This is a genomic window from Streptomyces sp. NPDC047108 (assembly GCF_040643575.1).
Lineage (GTDB): Bacteria > Actinomycetota > Actinomycetes > Streptomycetales > Streptomycetaceae > Streptomyces.
Window position 1 is genome coordinate 38365 of sequence record NZ_JBEYUP010000010.1, and the last position, 18362, is coordinate 56726.

15 protein-coding genes are annotated in these 18362 nt (G+C 72.4%); 10 read left to right on the forward strand and 5 right to left on the reverse strand.

Annotation, left to right across the window (positions count from 1 at the left end):
• Window positions 1-162: 162 nt before the first annotated feature.
• On the forward strand, window positions 163-681 hold the full coding sequence (locus ABZ822_RS20625; protein ID WP_360856252.1) for a DUF4240 domain-containing protein: 519 nt from the start codon (window positions 163-165) through the stop codon (window positions 679-681).
• Between the two features lie 159 nt (window positions 682-840).
• Here ABZ822_RS20625 and ABZ822_RS20630 read toward each other — a convergent pair whose 3' ends face one another.
• Window positions 841-1347 carry a GNAT family N-acetyltransferase gene (locus ABZ822_RS20630; RefSeq protein WP_360855845.1) on the reverse strand — a complete coding sequence of 169 codons (507 nt, stop codon included), beginning with the start codon at window positions 1345-1347 and terminating at the stop codon, window positions 841-843.
• 60 nt (window positions 1348-1407) lie between these two features.
• Here ABZ822_RS20630 and ABZ822_RS20635 point away from each other — a divergent pair, with 60 nt between their 5' ends.
• Together ABZ822_RS20635 and ABZ822_RS20640 are read left to right on the forward strand one after the other, a co-directional pair.
• Window positions 1408-2313 carry a TIGR01777 family oxidoreductase gene (locus ABZ822_RS20635; protein WP_360855848.1) on the forward strand — a complete coding sequence of 302 codons (906 nt, stop codon included), beginning with the start codon at window positions 1408-1410 and terminating at the stop codon, window positions 2311-2313.
• A gap of 308 nt (window positions 2314-2621) precedes the next feature.
• Window positions 2622-3953, forward strand: a complete 1332-nt coding sequence (locus ABZ822_RS20640; RefSeq protein WP_360855851.1) for an NAD(P)/FAD-dependent oxidoreductase — start codon at window positions 2622-2624, stop codon at window positions 3951-3953.
• Between the two features lie 303 nt (window positions 3954-4256).
• On the opposite strand, the gene ABZ822_RS20645 is transcribed toward ABZ822_RS20640, so the two are convergent.
• Window positions 4257-5744: a regulator gene (locus ABZ822_RS20645; RefSeq protein ID WP_360855854.1), complete on the reverse strand. Its 1488-nt coding sequence runs from the start codon at window positions 5742-5744 to the stop codon at window positions 4257-4259.
• A gap of 394 nt (window positions 5745-6138) precedes the next feature.
• On the opposite strand from ABZ822_RS20645, the gene lipB reads away from it, so the two are divergent.
• From lipB to ABZ822_RS20665, 4 genes are all read left to right on the forward strand, one after another.
• The gene (gene lipB, locus ABZ822_RS20650; protein ID WP_360855857.1) at window positions 6139-6948 is read left to right on the forward strand and encodes a lipoyl(octanoyl) transferase LipB; all 810 of its coding nucleotides are present in this window, start codon (window positions 6139-6141) and stop codon (window positions 6946-6948) included.
• 134 nt (window positions 6949-7082) lie between these two features.
• A complete protein-coding gene (gene lipA, locus ABZ822_RS20655; RefSeq protein ID WP_360855860.1) occupies window positions 7083-8048 on the forward strand; it encodes a lipoyl synthase in 966 nt (321 codons plus the stop codon).
• Between the two features lie 475 nt (window positions 8049-8523).
• Entirely contained in the window at window positions 8524-8733 is a 210-nt protein-coding gene (locus tag ABZ822_RS20660) for a hypothetical protein (RefSeq protein ID WP_360855863.1), read from the forward strand.
• A gap of 10 nt (window positions 8734-8743) precedes the next feature.
• Window positions 8744-9433 carry a DUF4191 domain-containing protein gene (locus ABZ822_RS20665; protein WP_360855866.1) on the forward strand — a complete coding sequence of 230 codons (690 nt, stop codon included), beginning with the start codon at window positions 8744-8746 and terminating at the stop codon, window positions 9431-9433.
• Between the two features lie 236 nt (window positions 9434-9669).
• Here the strand turns inward: ABZ822_RS20665 and ABZ822_RS20670 are convergent, their stop codons facing one another.
• On the reverse strand, window positions 9670-10137 hold the full coding sequence (locus tag ABZ822_RS20670; RefSeq protein WP_360855869.1) for an RDD family protein: 468 nt from the start codon (window positions 10135-10137) through the stop codon (window positions 9670-9672).
• 245 nt (window positions 10138-10382) lie between these two features.
• Between ABZ822_RS20670 and glnA the strand changes: the two genes are divergently transcribed.
• Window positions 10383-11792 carry a type I glutamate--ammonia ligase gene (glnA, locus tag ABZ822_RS20675; protein ID WP_360855872.1) on the forward strand — a complete coding sequence of 470 codons (1410 nt, stop codon included), beginning with the start codon at window positions 10383-10385 and terminating at the stop codon, window positions 11790-11792.
• A 272-nt stretch (window positions 11793-12064) separates the two neighbouring features.
• On the opposite strand, the gene ABZ822_RS20680 is transcribed toward glnA, so the two are convergent.
• A complete protein-coding gene (locus tag ABZ822_RS20680) occupies window positions 12065-13057 on the reverse strand; it encodes a hypothetical protein (protein ID WP_360855875.1) in 993 nt (330 codons plus the stop codon).
• A 225-nt stretch (window positions 13058-13282) separates the two neighbouring features.
• Between ABZ822_RS20680 and ABZ822_RS20685 the strand changes: the two genes are divergently transcribed.
• Window positions 13283-14017: a class I SAM-dependent methyltransferase gene (locus tag ABZ822_RS20685; protein ID WP_360855878.1), complete on the forward strand. Its 735-nt coding sequence runs from the start codon at window positions 13283-13285 to the stop codon at window positions 14015-14017.
• A gap of 111 nt (window positions 14018-14128) precedes the next feature.
• Here the strand turns inward: ABZ822_RS20685 and ABZ822_RS20690 are convergent, their stop codons facing one another.
• Complete coding sequence (locus tag ABZ822_RS20690) at window positions 14129-15019, reverse strand: GNAT family N-acetyltransferase (RefSeq protein ID WP_360855881.1); 891 nt, start codon at window positions 15017-15019, stop codon at window positions 14129-14131.
• A gap of 289 nt (window positions 15020-15308) precedes the next feature.
• Here ABZ822_RS20690 and ABZ822_RS20695 point away from each other — a divergent pair, with 289 nt between their 5' ends.
• A complete protein-coding gene (locus tag ABZ822_RS20695; protein WP_360855884.1) occupies window positions 15309-18074 on the forward strand; it encodes a valine--tRNA ligase in 2766 nt (921 codons plus the stop codon).
• The last annotated feature ends 288 nt before the right edge of the window (window positions 18075-18362 follow it).

Genomic DNA, 18362 nt, shown 5'->3' on the forward strand with positions numbered 1-18362 from the left:
CACCGGAACCGGACATCTCCTGTCGTGTTTCCGTACGCGGTGTGGCGTGCCCTGCGCCACACCCCCGTACAACGCTCCGGACCGCGGCCCGCATAACGACACAGCCGCATCCGGGCGGCTCCGGGTGCGGGGCGGGGGGCGAGGGCCGATGCTGGTCGGGTGATGGACGAGACGGAGTTCTGGGAGATCATCGACAGCACCCGCGAGGCCGCCGAAGGCGACCCGGAGGAGCAGGCCGACCTGGTGGTGGACCGGCTGGTGCAGTTCGATCCCGACGCCGTGCTGGACTTCGCCCGTCACTTCGAGGCCCGCTTCAACCGGGCCTACCGCTGGGACGTCTGGGGCGCCGCCTGGGTCCTCCTCGGCGGAGCCAGCGACGACGCCTTCGACAACTTCCGCTGCTGGCTGATCGGCCAGGGCCGTGAGGTCTTCGAGGGCGCGATGCACGACCCGGACGCCCTCGCCGAGCTGCTCGACGACTTCGACGAGGAGGTCGACGGCGACGCGGAGGAGCTGGGCTACGCGGCGGACGAGGCGTACGAGCAGCTCACCGGGATCGAGACCCCGGACCTCGGGCTGCCGCAGCCGGCGCGCGAGCCGCAGGGCACGGCGCTGAACTTCGAGGACGACCGGGCGCTGGAGGAGCGGTTCCCCAAGCTGTGGGACGCGTTCCGGCCCTGAGGGTCTTCGCCTTCCGCCGAAGCACCCGGCCGGTCAGTACCCGGCCCCTCAGTGCCCGGCCCCTCAGTGCCCGGCCCCTCAGTACCCGGCCCTCAGCAGCCGCCGGGCCGCGGCCCGTTGACGCCCGCGCCCGTTGACGCCCGCGGGCTCGGACTCCCGTCAGAGGGTGAGGCTGCGCCCCATCAGCACGTCGTCCACGTAGCGCCCCTCGATCAGGAACTCCCCCGGCAGCACGCCCTCGACGACGAAGCCCGACGACTCGTACAGGCGCCGTGCCGGGGCGTTGTGGCCGAGCACCCGCAGCGTGATGCGGCTCGCGCCCTGCCGCCGGGCGTCCTCGCAGGCCGCGTCGAGCAGCGACCGCGCGATGCCGTGCCTGCGGGCCCAGGTGTCCACGGCCAGCCCCTGGATCTGCCGGACGTGTGCGTTGGCGGGGAGAGGGGTGGGGGTCACGAGCCGGACGTAACCGGCGACCCGGTCCCCGTACTCCGCGACGAGGAAGTGGGACGGCGGGTGCGTCACGTCGAAGAAGGGGTCGCCCGGCTCGGGAGGTCCGGGAAGCACGGCGTGCAGCGTGGACCACGTGCGGCGGTCCAGCGCGGACAGCGCGGTGTCGTCGGCGCGGACGGCGCGGCGTATGACGGGTCGTATGCCGGAGTCGGACATGGGAGACACTGTGCCACCCGCCGCTCGGCCTGTGGCATCACGGGTCCGCGCCCGGGCAGGATGGCTCGCATGCGTATCGCGATCACCGGCTCGTCCGGCCTCATCGGCACCGCACTCGTACGGTCGTTGCGTTCGGACGGACACGAGGTGGTCCGGCTCGTGCGGCGGGAGCCGAAGGCCGCGGACGAGGCCGCCTGGGATCCGCGGCGGCAGCACGTCGACGCGTCGGGCATCGCGGGCTGCGAGGCCGTGGTGCACCTGGCGGCCGCGGGCGTCGGCGACCGCTACTGGACTCCCGCCTACCGCAAGGAGATCCGCGACAGCAGACTGCTCGGCACCGCCGCGATCGCCGAGGCCGTCGCCTCGCTCGACACCCCGCCGCGGGTGCTGGTCAGCGGCAGCGCGGTGGGCTTCTACGGCGACACCGGAGACCGGGAGACCGACGAGAGCGCGCCACCCGGCGACGGCTTCATGGCGGACCTGTGCGTCGCGTGGGAGGAGGCTGCCGCGCCCGCCGCCGACGCGGGCATCCGTACGGTCTTCACTCGTACCGCGCCGGTCGTCTCCGCGCGGGGCGGGGCGTTCGGCCGGCGGCTGTTCCCGATCTTCAAGCTGGGTCTGGGCGGACGGCTGGGCGACGGGCGGCAGTTCTGGAGCCTGATCTCACTGGAGGACGAGGTCGCGGCGATCCGGCACATCCTGGACACCGAGGCACTGTCGGGGCCCGTCAACTGCACGCTGCCGGAACCGGTCACCAACCGCGAGGTGACCGACGTGCTGGGACGTCTGCTGCACCGGCCGACCGTCTTCCCCGTACCGGCGCAGGTGCTGCGGTTCACGCTGCGCGAGTTCTCCGAGGACATCCTCGGCAGCAAGCGGGTGCTGCCGAGGAAGCTGCTGGATTCCGGCTTCTCGTTCGCCCACCCGACGACCGAGAGCGCCCTGCGGGCCGCCCTGCGGCGGTGAGGGCACGACGGGCACGGATCCAGGGGTGCCGGGGGTGCCGGCACGGAGCCACGGCTGCCGGCGCGGGGAGAGCGGGCGGAAGCGGGCGGCGGCGCCGTGCGGGCCCGGCGGGAGGAACCGGCGATGAAACGCGGCAGCCCCGCGACCTGCGTCACAGCGCGGGACAGCGCTTTCAGGATCCGGCTGGATTCCTCCGTACACCAGTCCAGAACCGGAGCATTTCCCATGGCCGTTGAGGGCATGAGGTCCCTGCGATCCTGCGACCGCAGGTCGCCAGCGCGGGACACAGCCGACCTCGGGGAGGGGACGTGCTCAGCAGCCCAGCACGGCACAACACAGATCGGACGGACGTCATCGTCGTGGGCGCGGGCGTGGCCGGCCTCGCCGCGGCCCGCCGCCTGACCGACGCCGGACTCGGCGTCACCGTCCTGGAAGCGGCACCGTACGTCGGGGGACGCATGTCGACCGACAGGGTGGACGGCTTCCGGCTCGACCGCACCGCGCACTTCCTCACCCCCTCCTCCGCGGAGCTGCGCCGTACGCCGGGCCTGGAGAAGCTGGCGCTCCGGCCGCTCTCGCACGGGGTGCTGGTGCGTCAGGGCGGGCGCAGCCAGCGGTTCGCCGAGCCGCGCGGCGCACGCGGCCCGCTGACCGCCGCCCGTGCCCTTGCCTCGGCCGCCCGGTCGCCGCTGGGCGGGGCGCTCGACCAGGCCCGGGTCGCCTCGTTCCTGAACCGCCTCGCCGCCATGCCCACGGACCGGGTGCTCGCCCGTCCCGAGGTGCCCGCCGCCCAGGCGCTCGGCGCCCGCGGTCTGCCCTCCCGTACGGTCGAGGGCTTTCTGCGCCCGCTGCTCGCCGCCCTGCTCAGCGACCCGGAGCTCATCACCTCCAGCCGCTGTGCGGACCTGGCCCTGCAGGCGTTCGCCCGGAGCAGGCTCAGTGTGCCCGCGGGCGGGGCCTCGACCGTGCCGGAGCTGATGGCGGAGGCCCTGCCGCCCGGCACCGTACGGACCGGGGTGCGCGCCGTGTCCGCATCCACCACGTCCGTCGAGACCGCCGAGCACGGACGGCTCGCCTGCCGTGCCGTGGTGGTGGCGACCGGAGCGCGGGCGGCGGCGGAGCTGCTCCCGGGGCTGCGGCTGCCGGACTTCCACCCGACGACCGTGCTGCACCACACCACGGACGCCCCTCCCATGGCCGAGCCCGCGCTCGTGGTCGACGCGGACCGGCAGGGGCCCGTCTCGCACACGGTCGTGGCCACGGCGGCCGACCGGTCGCGCGCTCCGCGCGGGCGGACCCTGGTCACCTCGGTCGTCCTCGGCGGCGCCGCGCGCGAACCGCTGTCCACGCTCGACAAGGCGGCCCGCGTCCACCTCGGCGAGTTGTACGGCGCGCAGGCCGACGGCTGGCAGCTCGTCGCCGCGCACCACGACCCGGAGGCGGTCCCGGCGATGCGGGCACCGCACGACCGGCGGCGCCCGGTACGCGTACTGGCCGGGCTGTATGTGTGCGGGGACCACCGCGACACCAGCAGCGTGCAGGGAGCGATCGTCTCGGGCGGGCGCGCGGCGGCCGCGGCACTCCGCGACTTCGGGCTCCCGCACGCCGAGACACCGGCGGCCCTGCCCACGGCCGCCTGACGGAACGCCCGGCGCCCCGGCGCCGGGCGGCCCCACTCCCCCGCGGCGCGTACGAGGCGCCGGGTCGCCCGCGTCGCCGCAGGTCCGTGGAGCGCCGCACCCAGCCGGTGGCGCCGAACCGGACGCGGTACGCCGCAGGCCGCTCGCCGCGCTCCGGGCCGCGGACCGCCCGGCGAACACCGAACCGCCCGCCGCACACCGGCCCGCGGACCGGCCGTCGTGGACCAGCCGTCGTACGCCGGCCCCGTGCGCCGGGGTCGCCCGCCACAGCGTCGCGGCGGGTCAACCCCCCACCGGCGGCGCTCAGTTCAGCGCGGCCACCCGCTCCCGGAAGGACCGCACCGCCGCGGTGTCCTTGTACGGTTCGAGCCGCCGCTCGAATTCACGCACGTACTCCGCGGCCCGGGTCGAGCGCATCTCCGCCGCCTGCGCCGCGGCTTCCGCACCCAGCACGCAAGCCTGGTCCAGCTCGCCGAGTCCGAGCCGCGCCGAAGCCAGCACGACACGGCAGAACAGCCGGCTCCTCGCGTACCCCGCGGTCCGCAGTTGCAGCGAGCGCTCCGCGTGCTGCGCGGCGGCGCGGTACTGCTGGAGGTCGCGGTGACAGTGGCCGAAGTCGTCCGCGAGCTGGGCCTCGTCGAAGAAGCGGGCCCAGTGCGGGACGTCGTCGCCCGGCTTGGCCTGCTCCAGGGCGCGCTCGGCACGGGCCAGCGACGCCGTGCAGGCCCGCACCTCGCCCATGACGGCGTGCCCGCGCGCCTCCACGGCGTGCAGCAGCGCCTGCACCACCGGCGGAGGACCGCTCCCTGCGCCCTGCTGGGCGACGCGGGCGAGTTGCACGGCCTCCCGCCCGTGCCCGAGGTAGACCGCCTGCCGGCTCATCGTCAGCAGCACATAGGCACCGTAGTGCCGGTCGCCCGCGGCCTGCGAGAGCCGCAGGGCCTGGACGAAGTAGCGCTGGGCCAGGCCGTGTGCGGCGATGTCGTACGACGTCCAGCCGGCCAGCCGGGTCAGGTCGGCGACGGCCGCGAAGAGCCGCCGCCCGGTCGTCTCGCCGTACGAACCGCGCAGCATCGGCTCGGCCTCGTGCTCGAGGTAGCGCACCAGGGCCTGGCGCGCGTGGCCGCCGCCGTATGCCTGGTCGAGGGTGCGGAAGAGCTCCCCCACCGAACGGAGCGCGGCGATGTCCCCCGTCGAGACCTTCTGGCCGGACTCGGCGGGCGCCGTCTGCCGCTGCCGGGGCACGAGCGTACGGGCGCGTGCGGGCGGTCGGACCACGGCCTCCGCCGAGCCACCGGAGGCCGGGGCCGTGGCGGACGCGGACGCGGGCTCGGCGCTGCGGGCGACGCGGTCGTCGGGACGGCCGATGAGCCAGTCCCTGCTGGGCACCACGAGGCTGGCCGGGGTGAATGCGATCTTGCGGAGTTCGGCATGGCTGCCGGAGTCCTTGCGCCACAGACCGCTGACGATGTCGACGGCCTCGGCGGGCGAGGCCGCGAACTCCAGCCCCGCGTAGACGGGGCCGCAGGCGTCGAGCCCGAGGTCCTGGGCGGACAACCGCCGCCCCAGGCGGCGGGAGAACACCTCGGCGATCAGCGCGGGCGTGGTGCCGCGCGGTTGCTGCCCGCGAAGCCAACGGGTCACCGAGGTCTTGTCGTAGCGCAGGTCGAGACCGTGCTCGAGGCCGAGCTGGTCGACTCTCCGGGCAAGCCCGGCGTTGGAGAACCCGGCTTCTGCGATGAACGCGGCGAGCTGACGGTTGGGAGTGCGTTGCTGGGGTCGATCCGTCATCGGCTGTGCGATCTCCTGCCTTCCGGGCTCGGACGCCCTCGTGGAACGGCGCGAATTTAGCGGTCCTCGCGGCCGTTGCCTGCGCCGATGTCGTGCATTCATCCGATCGTGTGAGCACGTGCCGCGGGGGCGACAGAGGCGCGGGGACGTCACCGAGCGGCCCGGACCGGCAGCCGCGCCGGGCCGGAGGACAGCGGCCGAATCCCGGACGGGCAGTGGCCCGGGTCCGTGTCGCCGGGAGCCCGGGCCGGTGTCGGCGACGGCCCGCAGCTTTGTCCACAGCCGCCTGGGGCGCGGTGACGGGGCCGCCGTACAGTGGCATGGGCGCGTTCGGCGCCCCGGGAGGTCCCGGAGGCGGAGATGGCATTCCGGGACGCGGGAAAGAGGAGCTGCCGTGAGTGAGCCGCGGAGTGATGAGCCGCGCGAGCTGCGCTTTGTCCACCTGGGCTTCGGGGAGGACGCCGTCGAGTACCAGGAGGCGTGGCAGGAACAGCGCCGCGTCCACGCGGCCCGCTTCGCGGACGAGATCCCGGACACCTGCCTGCTCCTGGAGCACCCTCCGGTCTACACGGCCGGGCGGCGCACGGAGGACAGCGAGCGCCCCCTCGACGGGACGCCCGTCGTCGACGTCGACCGCGGCGGCAAGATCACCTGGCACGGCCCGGGCCAGCTCGTCGGCTACCCGATCATGAAACTGCCGCGCCCGGTGGACGTGGTCGCCCACGTACGCCGCCTCGAGGACGCGCTCATCCGCACCTGCGCCGCGTTCGGCCTGGAGACGACCCGGATCGAAGGGCGCAGCGGCGTCTGGGTGCTGGGCGATCCGGTCGAGCAGCGGACGTCCCTGGGCGGCCTGTCGCTGGACTTCGATCCCCGGCTGGTGGAGGACGAAGAGTTCGACCCGCGCCTCAGCGGACCGGAGTACGCCCCGTCGAACGCCGGGCAGCGCGGCGAGGACCGCAAGCTCGCCGCGATCGGGATCCGCGTCGCCAAGGGCGTGACGATGCACGGTTTCGCGCTGAACTGCGACCCCGACAACACCTGGTTCGACCGGATCGTGCCCTGCGGCATCCGCGACGCCGGTGTGACCTCGCTCTCCAACGAGCTGGGGCGCCGGATCTCCGTCGCCGAGGTGCTGCCGGTGGCCGAGAAGCACCTCAGAGCGGTGCTGGAAGCCGCGGAACCGCTGCCGCGCGCGGTCTGACGCCCGGCGCATGGACCGCGGGAATGCGCCCTCTGCCCTCACGGTTGCCAGGGGCGTAAGAGCGTACGAATGACGGGCGTACCCTGGTGTTCGCCGAAGAATCGAATGCCGCGCTAGCAAAGGAAGTGCCGGACGTGTCCGCAGTCGCACCCGACGGTCGCAAGATGCTGCGCCTGGAGGTCCGGAACAGCCAGACCCCCATCGAGCGCAAGCCGGAGTGGATCAAGACCCGGGCGAAGATGGGCCCCGAGTACACCGAGCTGCAGAGCCTGGTGAAGCGTGAGGGCCTGCACACCGTGTGTCAGGAGGCCGGCTGCCCCAACATCTACGAGTGCTGGGAGGACCGCGAGGCGACCTTCCTCATCGGCGGCGACCAGTGCACCCGGCGCTGCGACTTCTGTCAGATCGACACCGGCAAGCCGCAGGCGCTGGACCGCGACGAGCCGCGCCGCGTGGGCGAGTCCGTGGTGACCATGGACCTCAACTACGCCACGATCACCGGTGTCGCGCGCGACGACCTCGAGGACGGCGGCGCCTGGCTCTACGCGGAGACCGTGCGGCAGATCCACACCATGACGGCGGAGCGCGAGGCGGGCCGTACGAAGGTCGAGCTGCTGATCCCCGACTTCAACGCCGTGCCCGAGCAGCTCGCCGAGGTCTTCTCCTCCCGCCCCGAGGTGCTGGCGCACAACGTCGAGACCGTGCCCCGGATCTTCAAGCGCATCCGCCCGGCATTCCGCTACGAGCGCTCGCTCGAGGTGATCACCAAGGCCCGCGAGGACGGCCTGGTCACCAAGTCCAACCTGATCCTGGGCATGGGCGAGGAGCGCGAGGAGATCAGCCAGGCGCTGCAGGACCTGCACAACGCGGGCTGCGAGCTGATCACCATCACCCAGTACCTGCGCCCCTCGGTCCGGCACCACCCGGTGGAGCGCTGGGTGAAGCCGCAGGAGTTCGTGGAGCTGAAGGAGGAGGCCGAGGAGATCGGCTTCTCCGGCGTGATGTCCGGGCCTCTGGTCCGCTCCTCGTACCGCGCGGGGCGTCTCTTCCAGCAGGCGAAGGAGCGCCGCGCCGAGGTCGCATCGCGACAGGCGGTCTGACCGGTCCGACGGGTTCGCGCGCGTCCGCGCGGGAGCACGCGCGGACGCGGGTGCGCAGGACCACCGGTGCACAGGTACGTACGGCAGCGTGGACGCGGGACGCATGCGGGCACCTGCGGATGCGGGTGCCCGCAGGTGCGCAGGGATGCGGGTGTCCGGGTGCGCACGGCGCTCATGCGGGAGCGGACGCGGACGCCCTGCGACGCGAGATGCGTCACTCGGCCCGGCGCCGCCCGCCGCCCGTCCCGCCGAGGCGTCTTCCCGGGAGCCGATCTTGCGGCGCGGGGGCGGACCTGCGGCGCCGTCGCCGGGCCCCGTCCCGGCCGGTCCCCCGTTCGGAGCGCATCAGAATGTGGCGGCTCCACGTATGGGTTTCATTGGTGTTTGACCCCCCGGTCACGTCCTGGTAACACCCATCAATGAGTCTGGTGGGAGCCGCTTTCCCGCCCCAAACGCCGCGAGGGGGACTGACGCCATGCAGGCCGCGCCCGTACGCGCCAACGCCATTCCGACTTTCACCGAAGCCGTGCGCGCCGTCGAAGCCGTACTGATGCGCAACGGTGCGCGCACCGCGCGCCGCAACGCCTGGAACGCGGTGCTGGAGGACCGGCGCCGCGCCAACGACCGCCGTGAGGCCCAGCACGTACTGGAGGCCGTGGCCCACCGCGCTCCGCAGGCCACGTAGACTCTGGGGCATGGCGAGGCAGGAATCATCCGAGAATCCCGGGCGTCTGAAGCAGATCGCCCTGACGTACCAGATGACCAAGCGGGTCGACTCCAAGGTCGGCCTGGTGGTCGGGGCCGTGGGAGTCGTCACCTTCGGTGTTCTCCTCGCGATCGGCTTCGCCATCGGACACCCGGTCTACCTGGGGCTTCTCGGCTTCCTGCTGGCCTTCCTCGCCATGGCGATCATCTTCGGCCGCCGCGCCGAGCGGGCCGCCTTCGGTCAGATGGAGGGCCAGCCGGGCGCGGCGGCAGCGGTGCTGGAGAACGTGGGCCGGGGCTGGACCGTCACCCCGGCGGTCGCGATGAACCGCAGCCAGGACGTCGTGCACCGTGCCGTGGGCAAGGCGGGCATCGTGCTCGTCGGTGAGGGCAACCCGAACCGGCTGAAGGGCCTGCTGGCGTCCGAGAAGAAGAAGATGGCGCGCATCGTGGTCGACGTGCCCGTGCACGACGTGATCGTGGGCGAGGCCGAGGGCCAGGTGGAGCTGAAGAAGCTGCGCACCACGCTGATGAAGCTTCCGCGCGTGCTGCCGGGGAACCAGGTGACCATCGTCAACGACCGCCTGCGGGCGATGGGCGACCTGATGAGCAACATGCCGCTGCCGAAGGGCCCGATGCCCAAGGGGATGCGGATGCCGCGCGGCGGCAAGATGCGCTGACCTCGCCGTCGAGAGTTGTGCGGGTGGGGCGGTCCGGAACCTGGTTCCGGACCGCCCCACCGTCGCGTTCTCCGTCCCGGCCCCACCGTCGCGTTCTCCGTCCCGCGCGCCCGTACGGCCACCCGCGTATCGCCGTGTCCGCGCCCGTGCCGGCACCCGCGTATCGCCGTGTCCGACCCGCGAGATCAGGACCCCGCTGTATCCGGTCCTCCGATCCCCCGCACCCGATCCGCGGATCAGATACGGACCTGGACGGCCCGGCCCAGCCGGTCGTGGAGTCCGCGGCCGTCGCGGTCCCAGATCAGGGCCGGGACGAGCAGCACCAGCGCCACAGAGCGTGCGAGCACCCGCCCGAACGGCAGCCGCGTACCGTCCACGGAGATCACGCGCAGGCCGAGCAGCCGCTTGCCGGGAGTGCTGCCGATGGTGCCCACGGTCAGCACGCTGAGCACGAGGAAGACCAGCAGTGTCACATTGCCGGCGGTCTGCTGGTCCCCGCGGGCGAAGAGCCCGTACGCGATGAGGCCGCACAGGACCCAGTCGATGAAGAGGGCCCCGAAGCGCCGTCCGAGCGGCGCGATCGAGCCGGGCCCTTCCTCCGGGAGGCCGAGCCGCTTGCCCCGGTACCCGAAGTCGACGCCCATGTCCTCGGCCGTCGCGCGGGGGCCGGAGAGCCACGATCCGATTGCCTGCCTGTTGTCCACGCGACCACGGTACTGGGAGCACGTACGGCCTCCGGCGCGCGGGGCGGCAGGTCAAACCAGTACATTCGGTGTTTTATGGTGTATACGGCTCGGCATCGACCGGGTCGCCCGGTTAACCTCGGCGAAACAATGGGGTCATGACCGGGAAATCCCGGAATCCTAAGGTCGTGCCAGCGTGCCACCGCACTGGCCAACGCGATCGAAGCAATCCCGCCCCTCCCTGGCGGCGGGCTAGGAGGAGTTGGATGTTTCAGAACGCCGACGACGCGAAGAAGTTCATCGCGGACGAGGACATCAAGTTCGTAGACGTCCGGTTCTGCGACCTGCCCGGCATCATGCAGCACTTCACGGTGCCGGCGGAGGCGTTCGACCCGGCCGAGCAGCTGATGTTCGACGGCTCGTCGATCCGGGGATTCCAGGCGATCCACGAGTCGGACATGGCGCTCGTCCCGGACCTGTCGACGGCCCGCGTCGACCCGTTCCGCAAGGACAAGCACCTCAACATCAACTTCTTCATCCACGACCCGATCACGGGTGAGCAGTACAGCCGCGACCCGCGGAACATCGCCAAGAAGGCCGAGGCCTACCTCGCCTCCTCCGGCATCGCGGACACCGCGTACTTCGGCCCCGAGGCCGAGTTCTACGTCTTCGACTCCGTGCGCTTCGAGACCAAGTCGAACGAGTCCTTCTACCACATCGACTCCGAGGCCGGCGCCTGGAACACCGGCGCCCTGGAGGGCAACCGCGGTTACAAGGTCCGCTACAAGGGCGGCTACTTCCCGGCCCCGCCGGTCGACCACTTCGCCGACCTGCGCGCCGAGATCTCCCTGGAGCTGAACAAGGCCGGCCTGCAGGTCGAGCGCCAGCACCACGAGGTCGGCACCGCCGGCCAGGCCGAGATCAACTACAAGTTCAACACGCTGCTCGCCGCGGCCGACGACCTCATGCTCTTCAAGTACATCGTGAAGAACGTCGCCTGGCGCAACGGCAAGACCGCGACCTTCATGCCGAAGCCGATCTTCGGCGACAACGGCTCGGGCATGCACGTCCACCAGTCGCTGTGGTCCGGTGGCGAACCGCTGTTCTACGACGAGCAGGGCTACGCGGGCCTGTCCGACACCGCCCGCTACTACATCGGCGGCATCCTCAAGCACGCTCCGTCGCTGCTGGCCTTCACCAACCCGACGGTGAACTCGTACCACCGCCTGGTGCCGGGCTTCGAGGCGCCGGTGAACATGGTGTACTCGCAGCGCAACCGCTCCGCCGCGATGCGCATCCCGATCACGGGCTCGAACCCGAAGGCCAAGCGCGTGGAGTTCCGCGCCCCGGACCCGTCCTCGAACCCGTACCTCGCCTTCTCGGCCCTCCTCCTGGCCGGCCTGGACGGCGTCAAGAACAAGATCGAGCCGGCCGAGCCGATCGACAAGGACCTCTACGAGCTCGCTCCGGAGGAGCACGCGGGCGTCCCGCAGGTCCCGACCTCCCTGCCGGCGGTGCTCGACGCGCTCGAGGACGACAACGAGTACCTGCAGGCCGGCGGTGTCTTCACCGCCGACCTGATCGAGACCTGGATCGACTACAAGCGCACGAACGAGATCGCGCCGATGCAGCTCCGGCCGCACCCGCACGAGTTCGAGCTGTACTTCGACATCTAGGATCGCCGTCGGCCGGAGCGGGTTTCCGCTCCGGCCGGGCCGTCTTGCGTACGGCCTCCGCAGCCCGGCTGCGGAGGCCGTACGTTGTTTTCCTGCCCGTCTCCCTCGTCACCACAGGCCCGTCACTTCGAGGCGCATCGACGACGTCCGCAGGCTGGTCACGTCGTGAGGCACTGCTGGGACGAGGACGTTTGCGCTGACCTTCGGCCGATCGTCGGCCGGGACCGCCCCTCGGCGGCCGATGGCCGTCGAGGGGCGCGGTCTCGGCCGTGTCAGATCAACCCCGGTGACGGCACCGCGAGGTGCCGGAAGTAGACGTTGTCCGTCGAACCCGAGAAGACACCGTCGTCCAGGATGCCGACCGTGATGTGGGTGTCGCGTGCGTTCCGCCACGTGAGGTGGGCGAAGACGACGCACTCCACCTCGTCGTCCGCGTCCGGGATGGCGACCTTCCCCCAGGACCGTACGGCGCTGCCGTCGCGGGCGGCGGAGAAGTCGTACGCGTAGACGTGCTTCCTCTCGTTGCCGGCCTCTTCGTAGTCGGAGGCCAGGTAGAGATTCCTGCCGCCGTTCCCGAAGGTGCCGCCCTGGACGGCGTACACCTTGCTGGGCAGCCGGATCTCCTTCTTCAGCAGCCCGGTGTCGCGGTCGTACGCCCAGACGCGGTCCACGTACTTGTCGAGATCGTTCCGCTCCGGGTCGCCGAACACGGAGCTGTAGACGAGCCCGTCGGACGGATTGAGGGCGATCCAGGGGCACTTCCAGCGCTGCGGCGCCGGGGAGCCGGGGGTGCGTCCGGCGAGCGGAACGATCCCGACCGTGCTCAGGCCCGTGGAGACCTTCCAGATCAGCTCGGGCTCCGGGCCCTCGATGGGGACGTAGATCTGCCGCCGCTGCGGATCGAACGTCGGCGCACCGATGTGGTCGCTCCCGCGCGGTGCGGAGAGGCTCGCCACGGTGCTCGAGAAGTCCAGGGTCAGCTTGTGGAGACGCTGGTTGTCGCCCTCGTTGGAAACGGCGTACCAGTACGTGCCGTCCGTGCACATGCCCTGGAACTGATCGGTCCAACCGGCCTCGTGACTGGTGGACTTGGCGTGGGACCATCGCCCGATCCCCGGATCGGACCCCACGTGGATCCGGGGCTTGGCCGATGCCGCCCGCGGTTCCGTGGAGGCGGCCCGCGCCATGGCTCCGCCCAGCGCGGTCACCGCCAGGGCTCCCGCTCCGGCCTTCCCTGCCGCCTTGATCAAGCTTCGGCGATTCACCGGCTTCTCCCCCAGCATGTCGTCTCCCCTGCGCGTCTCTCGCCCTGGTCAGGGCAGCTATGGGCATTTGCCTTACCGACTAAGACGCTAGTGGGGAAGCCTGGGTGTTCAGTGGGGAGCACCTACTCAATTCCGTCGGTCGGCGCCCCGCCGGACCCCTCGGTGCGCGTCGGAGAGTTCGCACGGCGCACGGTGGGCTCGTGTCGTGGCCGGGATACTGGCGGCGTGTACTCCGACGCCGATGCCGCCGGGCTCTACGACCGGTTGAACCCGTGGGATCCCGAGCAGTGGCCCGCCGACCGGTTCTTCGAGGGGCTGCTCATGTCCGCGGGGTCGGTCCTGGACGTCGGCTGCGGGACCGGTGCCATGCTGCACCGCGCACGGGAGCGCGGGCACCGGGGTCGGCTCGTCGGGCTCGATCCCGATCGCGCCGCGCTCGCGAGGGCCCGGCGCCGGGCCGATGTCGAGTGGGTCGATGGCGGCGCGGCGGATGCGGCGTGGGACGCCGAGTTCGAGCTCGCGCTCATGGTCAGCCATGCCTTCCAGTGCCTCGTCACCGACGACGAACTGCGGACGTCGCTCGCGGCGATCCGCAGAGCGCTGCGCGTCGGCGGCCGGTTCGCGTTCGAGACCCGGCATCCGCAGGCGCGGGCCTGGGAGGACTGGAACCCCACGAACGCGTCCGAGGTCACCGACGCCGCCGGGCGTCCCCTCCGCGTGTGGCACGAGGTCGAGTCCGTCGCCGGGGACGTGGTCTCCTTCCGCGAGATCACGGCCGAGCCCGGTGGCGCCGTGCTCCGCACCCACCGAACGCGCCTGAGGTTCCTCGGTGTCGAGGCTCTCGACGGCCTTCTGGCCGGGGCGGGCCTCACTGTCGAGGGCCGGTACGGCGACTGGGACCGCGGACCGATCACGCCTGCGAGCCGGGAGATCGTCACCATCGCCCGCCGCGCGTCCTGAGCCCTCTGCCCCCGGTATGCCGTGCCGCGCCGCCCCGCGAGGAGCGGCGCGGCACGGCGCCGCGCGGCACGGCACGGTGCCGCGCTGCGCGGCCGACAGGCAGGCCGGAGCTCAGTGGCGTACGAGATCCCGCCGGTACTCGATCGTGCGCTGCGTCGGTACGTACCCCAGCGCCTCGTTGATCGCGCGCATCGGCCCGTTGTCGTCGGCCGTGTCCGTGACCAGGCCCGCGAGCGCGGGGTGGCGGTCGCGGGCGTGGCGGATCGAGGCGGCCTTCATCCAGCGGCCGAGGCCGCGCCCGCGGTGTTCCGGCAGTACGCCCGTGCCGTAGTGCAGGCCGTCGCCGGTGCCGTCGCCGGGGACGACCAGTTCGGTGAAACCGGCGATCGATCCGTCGGAGGTGTCGACGGCCGCGACGGTGTGCAGGTGGTCGCCGCGGCGGGCGACCACCTCGGCCACCGCCCGTACGCGGTCCACGTCCCAGGACACCGTCCCGCGGTCGGTCTCGCCCATCGGCATGTCGTCCATGGCGCGGCGTGACGCCGTGAACGTCTCCGCGAGGTGGTCGGGGACCGTGCCGTCCCAGGCCACCAGCCGGTAGCCGGGACGGTCCTCGTCGGTGACCGCTGCGAGGGCACCGGTGTCCACGGCGGCGAGCGGGAGGCGGGCGACCGTCAGGGCCAGGACGGCGCGGAAGCCGTGGCCGGCGAGGAAGCGGTCGCCCGGTGAGCCGTGCTCGGCCTGGGCGACGACCGACCGCCGGCCGTCGTCGCCGGCGGCACGCACGGCCGCGTCGAGCAGCAGCGCCCCCGCGCCCTGGTTGCGCTCGACCGGGTGGACGTGGACGTCGAGTTCGGCCAGGTGGTCCTGGCCCGGGCCGGTGAACAGGCGCAGGAACGCCGAGCCGACCGGCGTGCCCTCGGCGTGGGAGGCCAGCCACGCCAGGCGGCGGGACGACGGGCTCGGCTCGGGGTCGGTCAGTGGGGTGATACGCAGCGACAAGGTGACTCCGTCAGGAGGTGGCGAATGAGGTCGGAACCGGGGCTCGACAGCGCGACACGTGTGCGCATCTGCTGCACACCTCCTCCTGATCAGGGGTCCACCGGGCACGGGGACTGCGGCGGGAACGGGGCCCGGCGACGGTAGCCGGGGTCGTGCCGGGCGGGCAACGGCTTTTCGGCGGATCGCTGCGGCTCGATGCACGGATCACGGCCGCCGCCTCGACGGCGCGTCGCGGCCGCCCGCAAATGGGTCGCGCGCGCCCCCACCCGCGTGGCTAGCATGCGGACGTATGACGCATTCCCACCGCCCGGCCGGAACGGCAGCGGGCGTTCCCGAGAAGCCCCGTCTCGAGGGGCTGGAAGAGAAGTGGTCGCAACGGTGGGACGCGTGCGGCACCTATGTATTCGACCGGTCGAAGCCGCGCGAGCAGGTCTTCTCGATCGACACCCCGCCGCCCACGGTCAGCGGCTCCCTCCACGTCGGCCATGTCTTCTCGTACACGCACACCGACGCCATCGCCCGCTACCAGCGCATGCGGGGCAAGGAAGTCTTCTATCCCATGGGCTGGGACGACAACGGCCTGCCCACCGAGCGGCGCGTGCAGAATCACTTCGGTGTCCGCTGCGATCCCGGCCTGCCCTACGACCCCGGCTTCGTCCCGCCCGAGAGGCCCGGCAAGGCCGGGAAGGATCAACTCCCCGTCTCCCGGCGGAACTTCATCGAGCTGTGCGAGCGCCTGACCGCCGAAGACGAGAAGGCCTTCGAGGACCTGTGGCGCCGTCTCGGCCTGTCCGTCGACTGGACGCGCGCCTACCGGACGATCAGCGACGAGGCGCGCGCCACCTCCCAGCTCGCCTTCCTGCGCGGACTGGCCCGCGGTGAGGCGTACGTGGCGGAGGCGCCGACGCTGTGGGACGTCACCTTCCGTACGGCGGTCGCGCAGGCGGAGTTGGAGGACCGGGAGCGCCCGGCCGCGTACCACCGTCTGGCGTTCCACGCCCCCGCCGCCGACGCGACTTCCGGCGGTACGGCTGCCGGCGGCGCACGCACCGCGTCCGCGGACCCCGGCTCCTCGCGGACCGACGGGCTCCGGGTCATGATCGAGACGACCCGCCCCGAACTGCTCCCCGCCTGCGTCGCCCTCGTCGCGCACCCCGGCGACGCCCGCTACCGGGAGTTGTTCGGCACGACCGTCCGTACGCCCCTCTTCGGCGTCGACGTCCCGGTCGTGGCCCATGAGGCGGCCGACCCGGAGAAAGGCTCCGGGATCGCCATGGTGTGCACCTTCGGCGACACCACCGACGTCACGTGGTGGCGCGAACTGCGGCTCGCCACACGCCCCGTCATCGGCTGGGACGGGCGCTTCATGGCCGAGCCGCCCGCCGGCCTGGAGTCGGAACGGGCCCGCGCCGCGTACGCCCGCCTCGCCGGCGCGACCGCGCACACCGCCCGCGAGCGGATCGTGGAGATGCTGCGCGAGAGCGGCGACATGGAGGGCGAGCCCCGGCCGGTCACGCACGCGGTGAAGTTCTTCGAGAAGGGCGACAGGCCGCTGGAGATCGTCACCACCCGCCAGTGGTATCTGCGCAACGGCGGTCGGGACGCCGCGCTCCGCGACGAACTCCTCGCCCGCGGACGGGAGTTGAGCTGGCACCCGGACCACATGCGCGTGCGGTACGAGAACTGGGTCAGCGGTCTCAACGGCGACTGGCTGATCAGCCGCCAGCGTTTCTTCGGGGTGCCGATCCCGGTCTGGTACCCGCTCGACGGCGCAGGCCGCCCCGACCACACGCGGCCGATCGTCCCCGACGAGGCCGCCCTGCCCGTCGATCCGGGGTCGGAGGCCCCGCCCGGGTACGCCGAGGAGCAGCGCGGCGCGCCGCACGGCTTCACCGGCGACCCCGACGTCATGGACACCTGGGCCACCTCCTCGCTCACCCCGCAGATCGCCGGGCGGTGGCTGGAGGACCCGGATCTCTTCGAGCGGGTCTTCCCGATGGACCTGCGCCCGCAGGCCCACGAGATCATCCGTACCTGGCTGTTCTCCACGGTCGTCCGGGCGCACGCCGAGCACGGGGTGCTGCCGTGGAAGCACGCGACCATCTCGGGCTGGATCCTCGATCCGGACCGCAAGAAGATGTCCAAGAGCAAGGGCAATGTCGTCACACCCGTCGATCTCCTCGTGCAGCACGGCTCGGACGCGGTCCGGTACTGGGCGGCGGGCGGGCGGCCCGGCACGGACACGGCCTTCGACGTCGGGCAGATGAAGGTCGGCCGGCGGCTGGCGATGAAGATCCTCAACGCGAGCCGGTTCGCCTTGAGTTTCGGCGATGCGCCGCGGACGGCGGAGGTCACGGAGCCGCTGGACCGGGCGATGCTCGCGGAACTGGCGGGGGCTGTCGAGGACGTCACGGCGGCGTTCGATCGTTTCGACTACGCCCGCGCTCTGGAGCGCACGGAGCAGTTCTTCTGGCGCTTCTGCGACGACTACGTGGAGCTGGTCAAGGACCGCGCCTACGGTGCGGGGGCCCGTACGGAGCCGACGGCTTCGGACTCGGCGGGTACGGAAGCCGTGGGTACGGAAGCCGTGGGTACGGATGCGGCCGGTACGAACGCCGCGGGTCGGGACACCGCGGGGCGGGACACCGCGGGTACGGACTCGGCCCGTGCCGCCCTGGCGGCGGCCCTCGACACGCTGCTCCGGCTCTTCGCACCCGTCCTGCCCTTCGTCACGGAAGAGGTGTGGTCGTGGCGGGCGGAGGGCTCGGTGCACCGCGCCGCCTGGCCGGACGCCGAAGCCCTGCGCGCACTGGCCGCGGGGGGCGACGGCGCGCTGCTGGCCACCGCTTCGGAGGTGATCGCGGCGGTCCGGAGGGCGAAGTCCGAGGCGAAGGTGTCGATGCGGACCGATGTGGCCAGGGCGGTCGTCTCCGGGCCGCCGACCGATCTTGAACGCTTCGCCCTGGTCGACGCCGATGTGCGCGCGGCGGGGCGGATCGGCGTCGTGGAACGGCGGGAGGGCGAGGGGGCACTGACCGTCGAGGTCAGCCTCTGACCGGCTTGCGTCCCCAGGGTGGGGCGAGTGTCCGCCAGCCGCGGCATCCGGCCAGGCACCGGCTCCGGGTGCGATCCCGACCGGGTCCGGCTTCCGGTGCGCCGCCGGGTCGGCTTCCGGCGCGAAGCCGCCCCGGGTCGGCTTCCGGTGCGATGCCACCCAGGGTCGGCTTGGGTTGCCATGCCGCGCGGCGCGGCCGGAGCGCGACTGTCGGACCCCCGGTCTACGCTCGGCCGCGTGACCGTCCCCGCGTTCGGTGACGGTCACGCGGCCGATGCCGCCGACCAG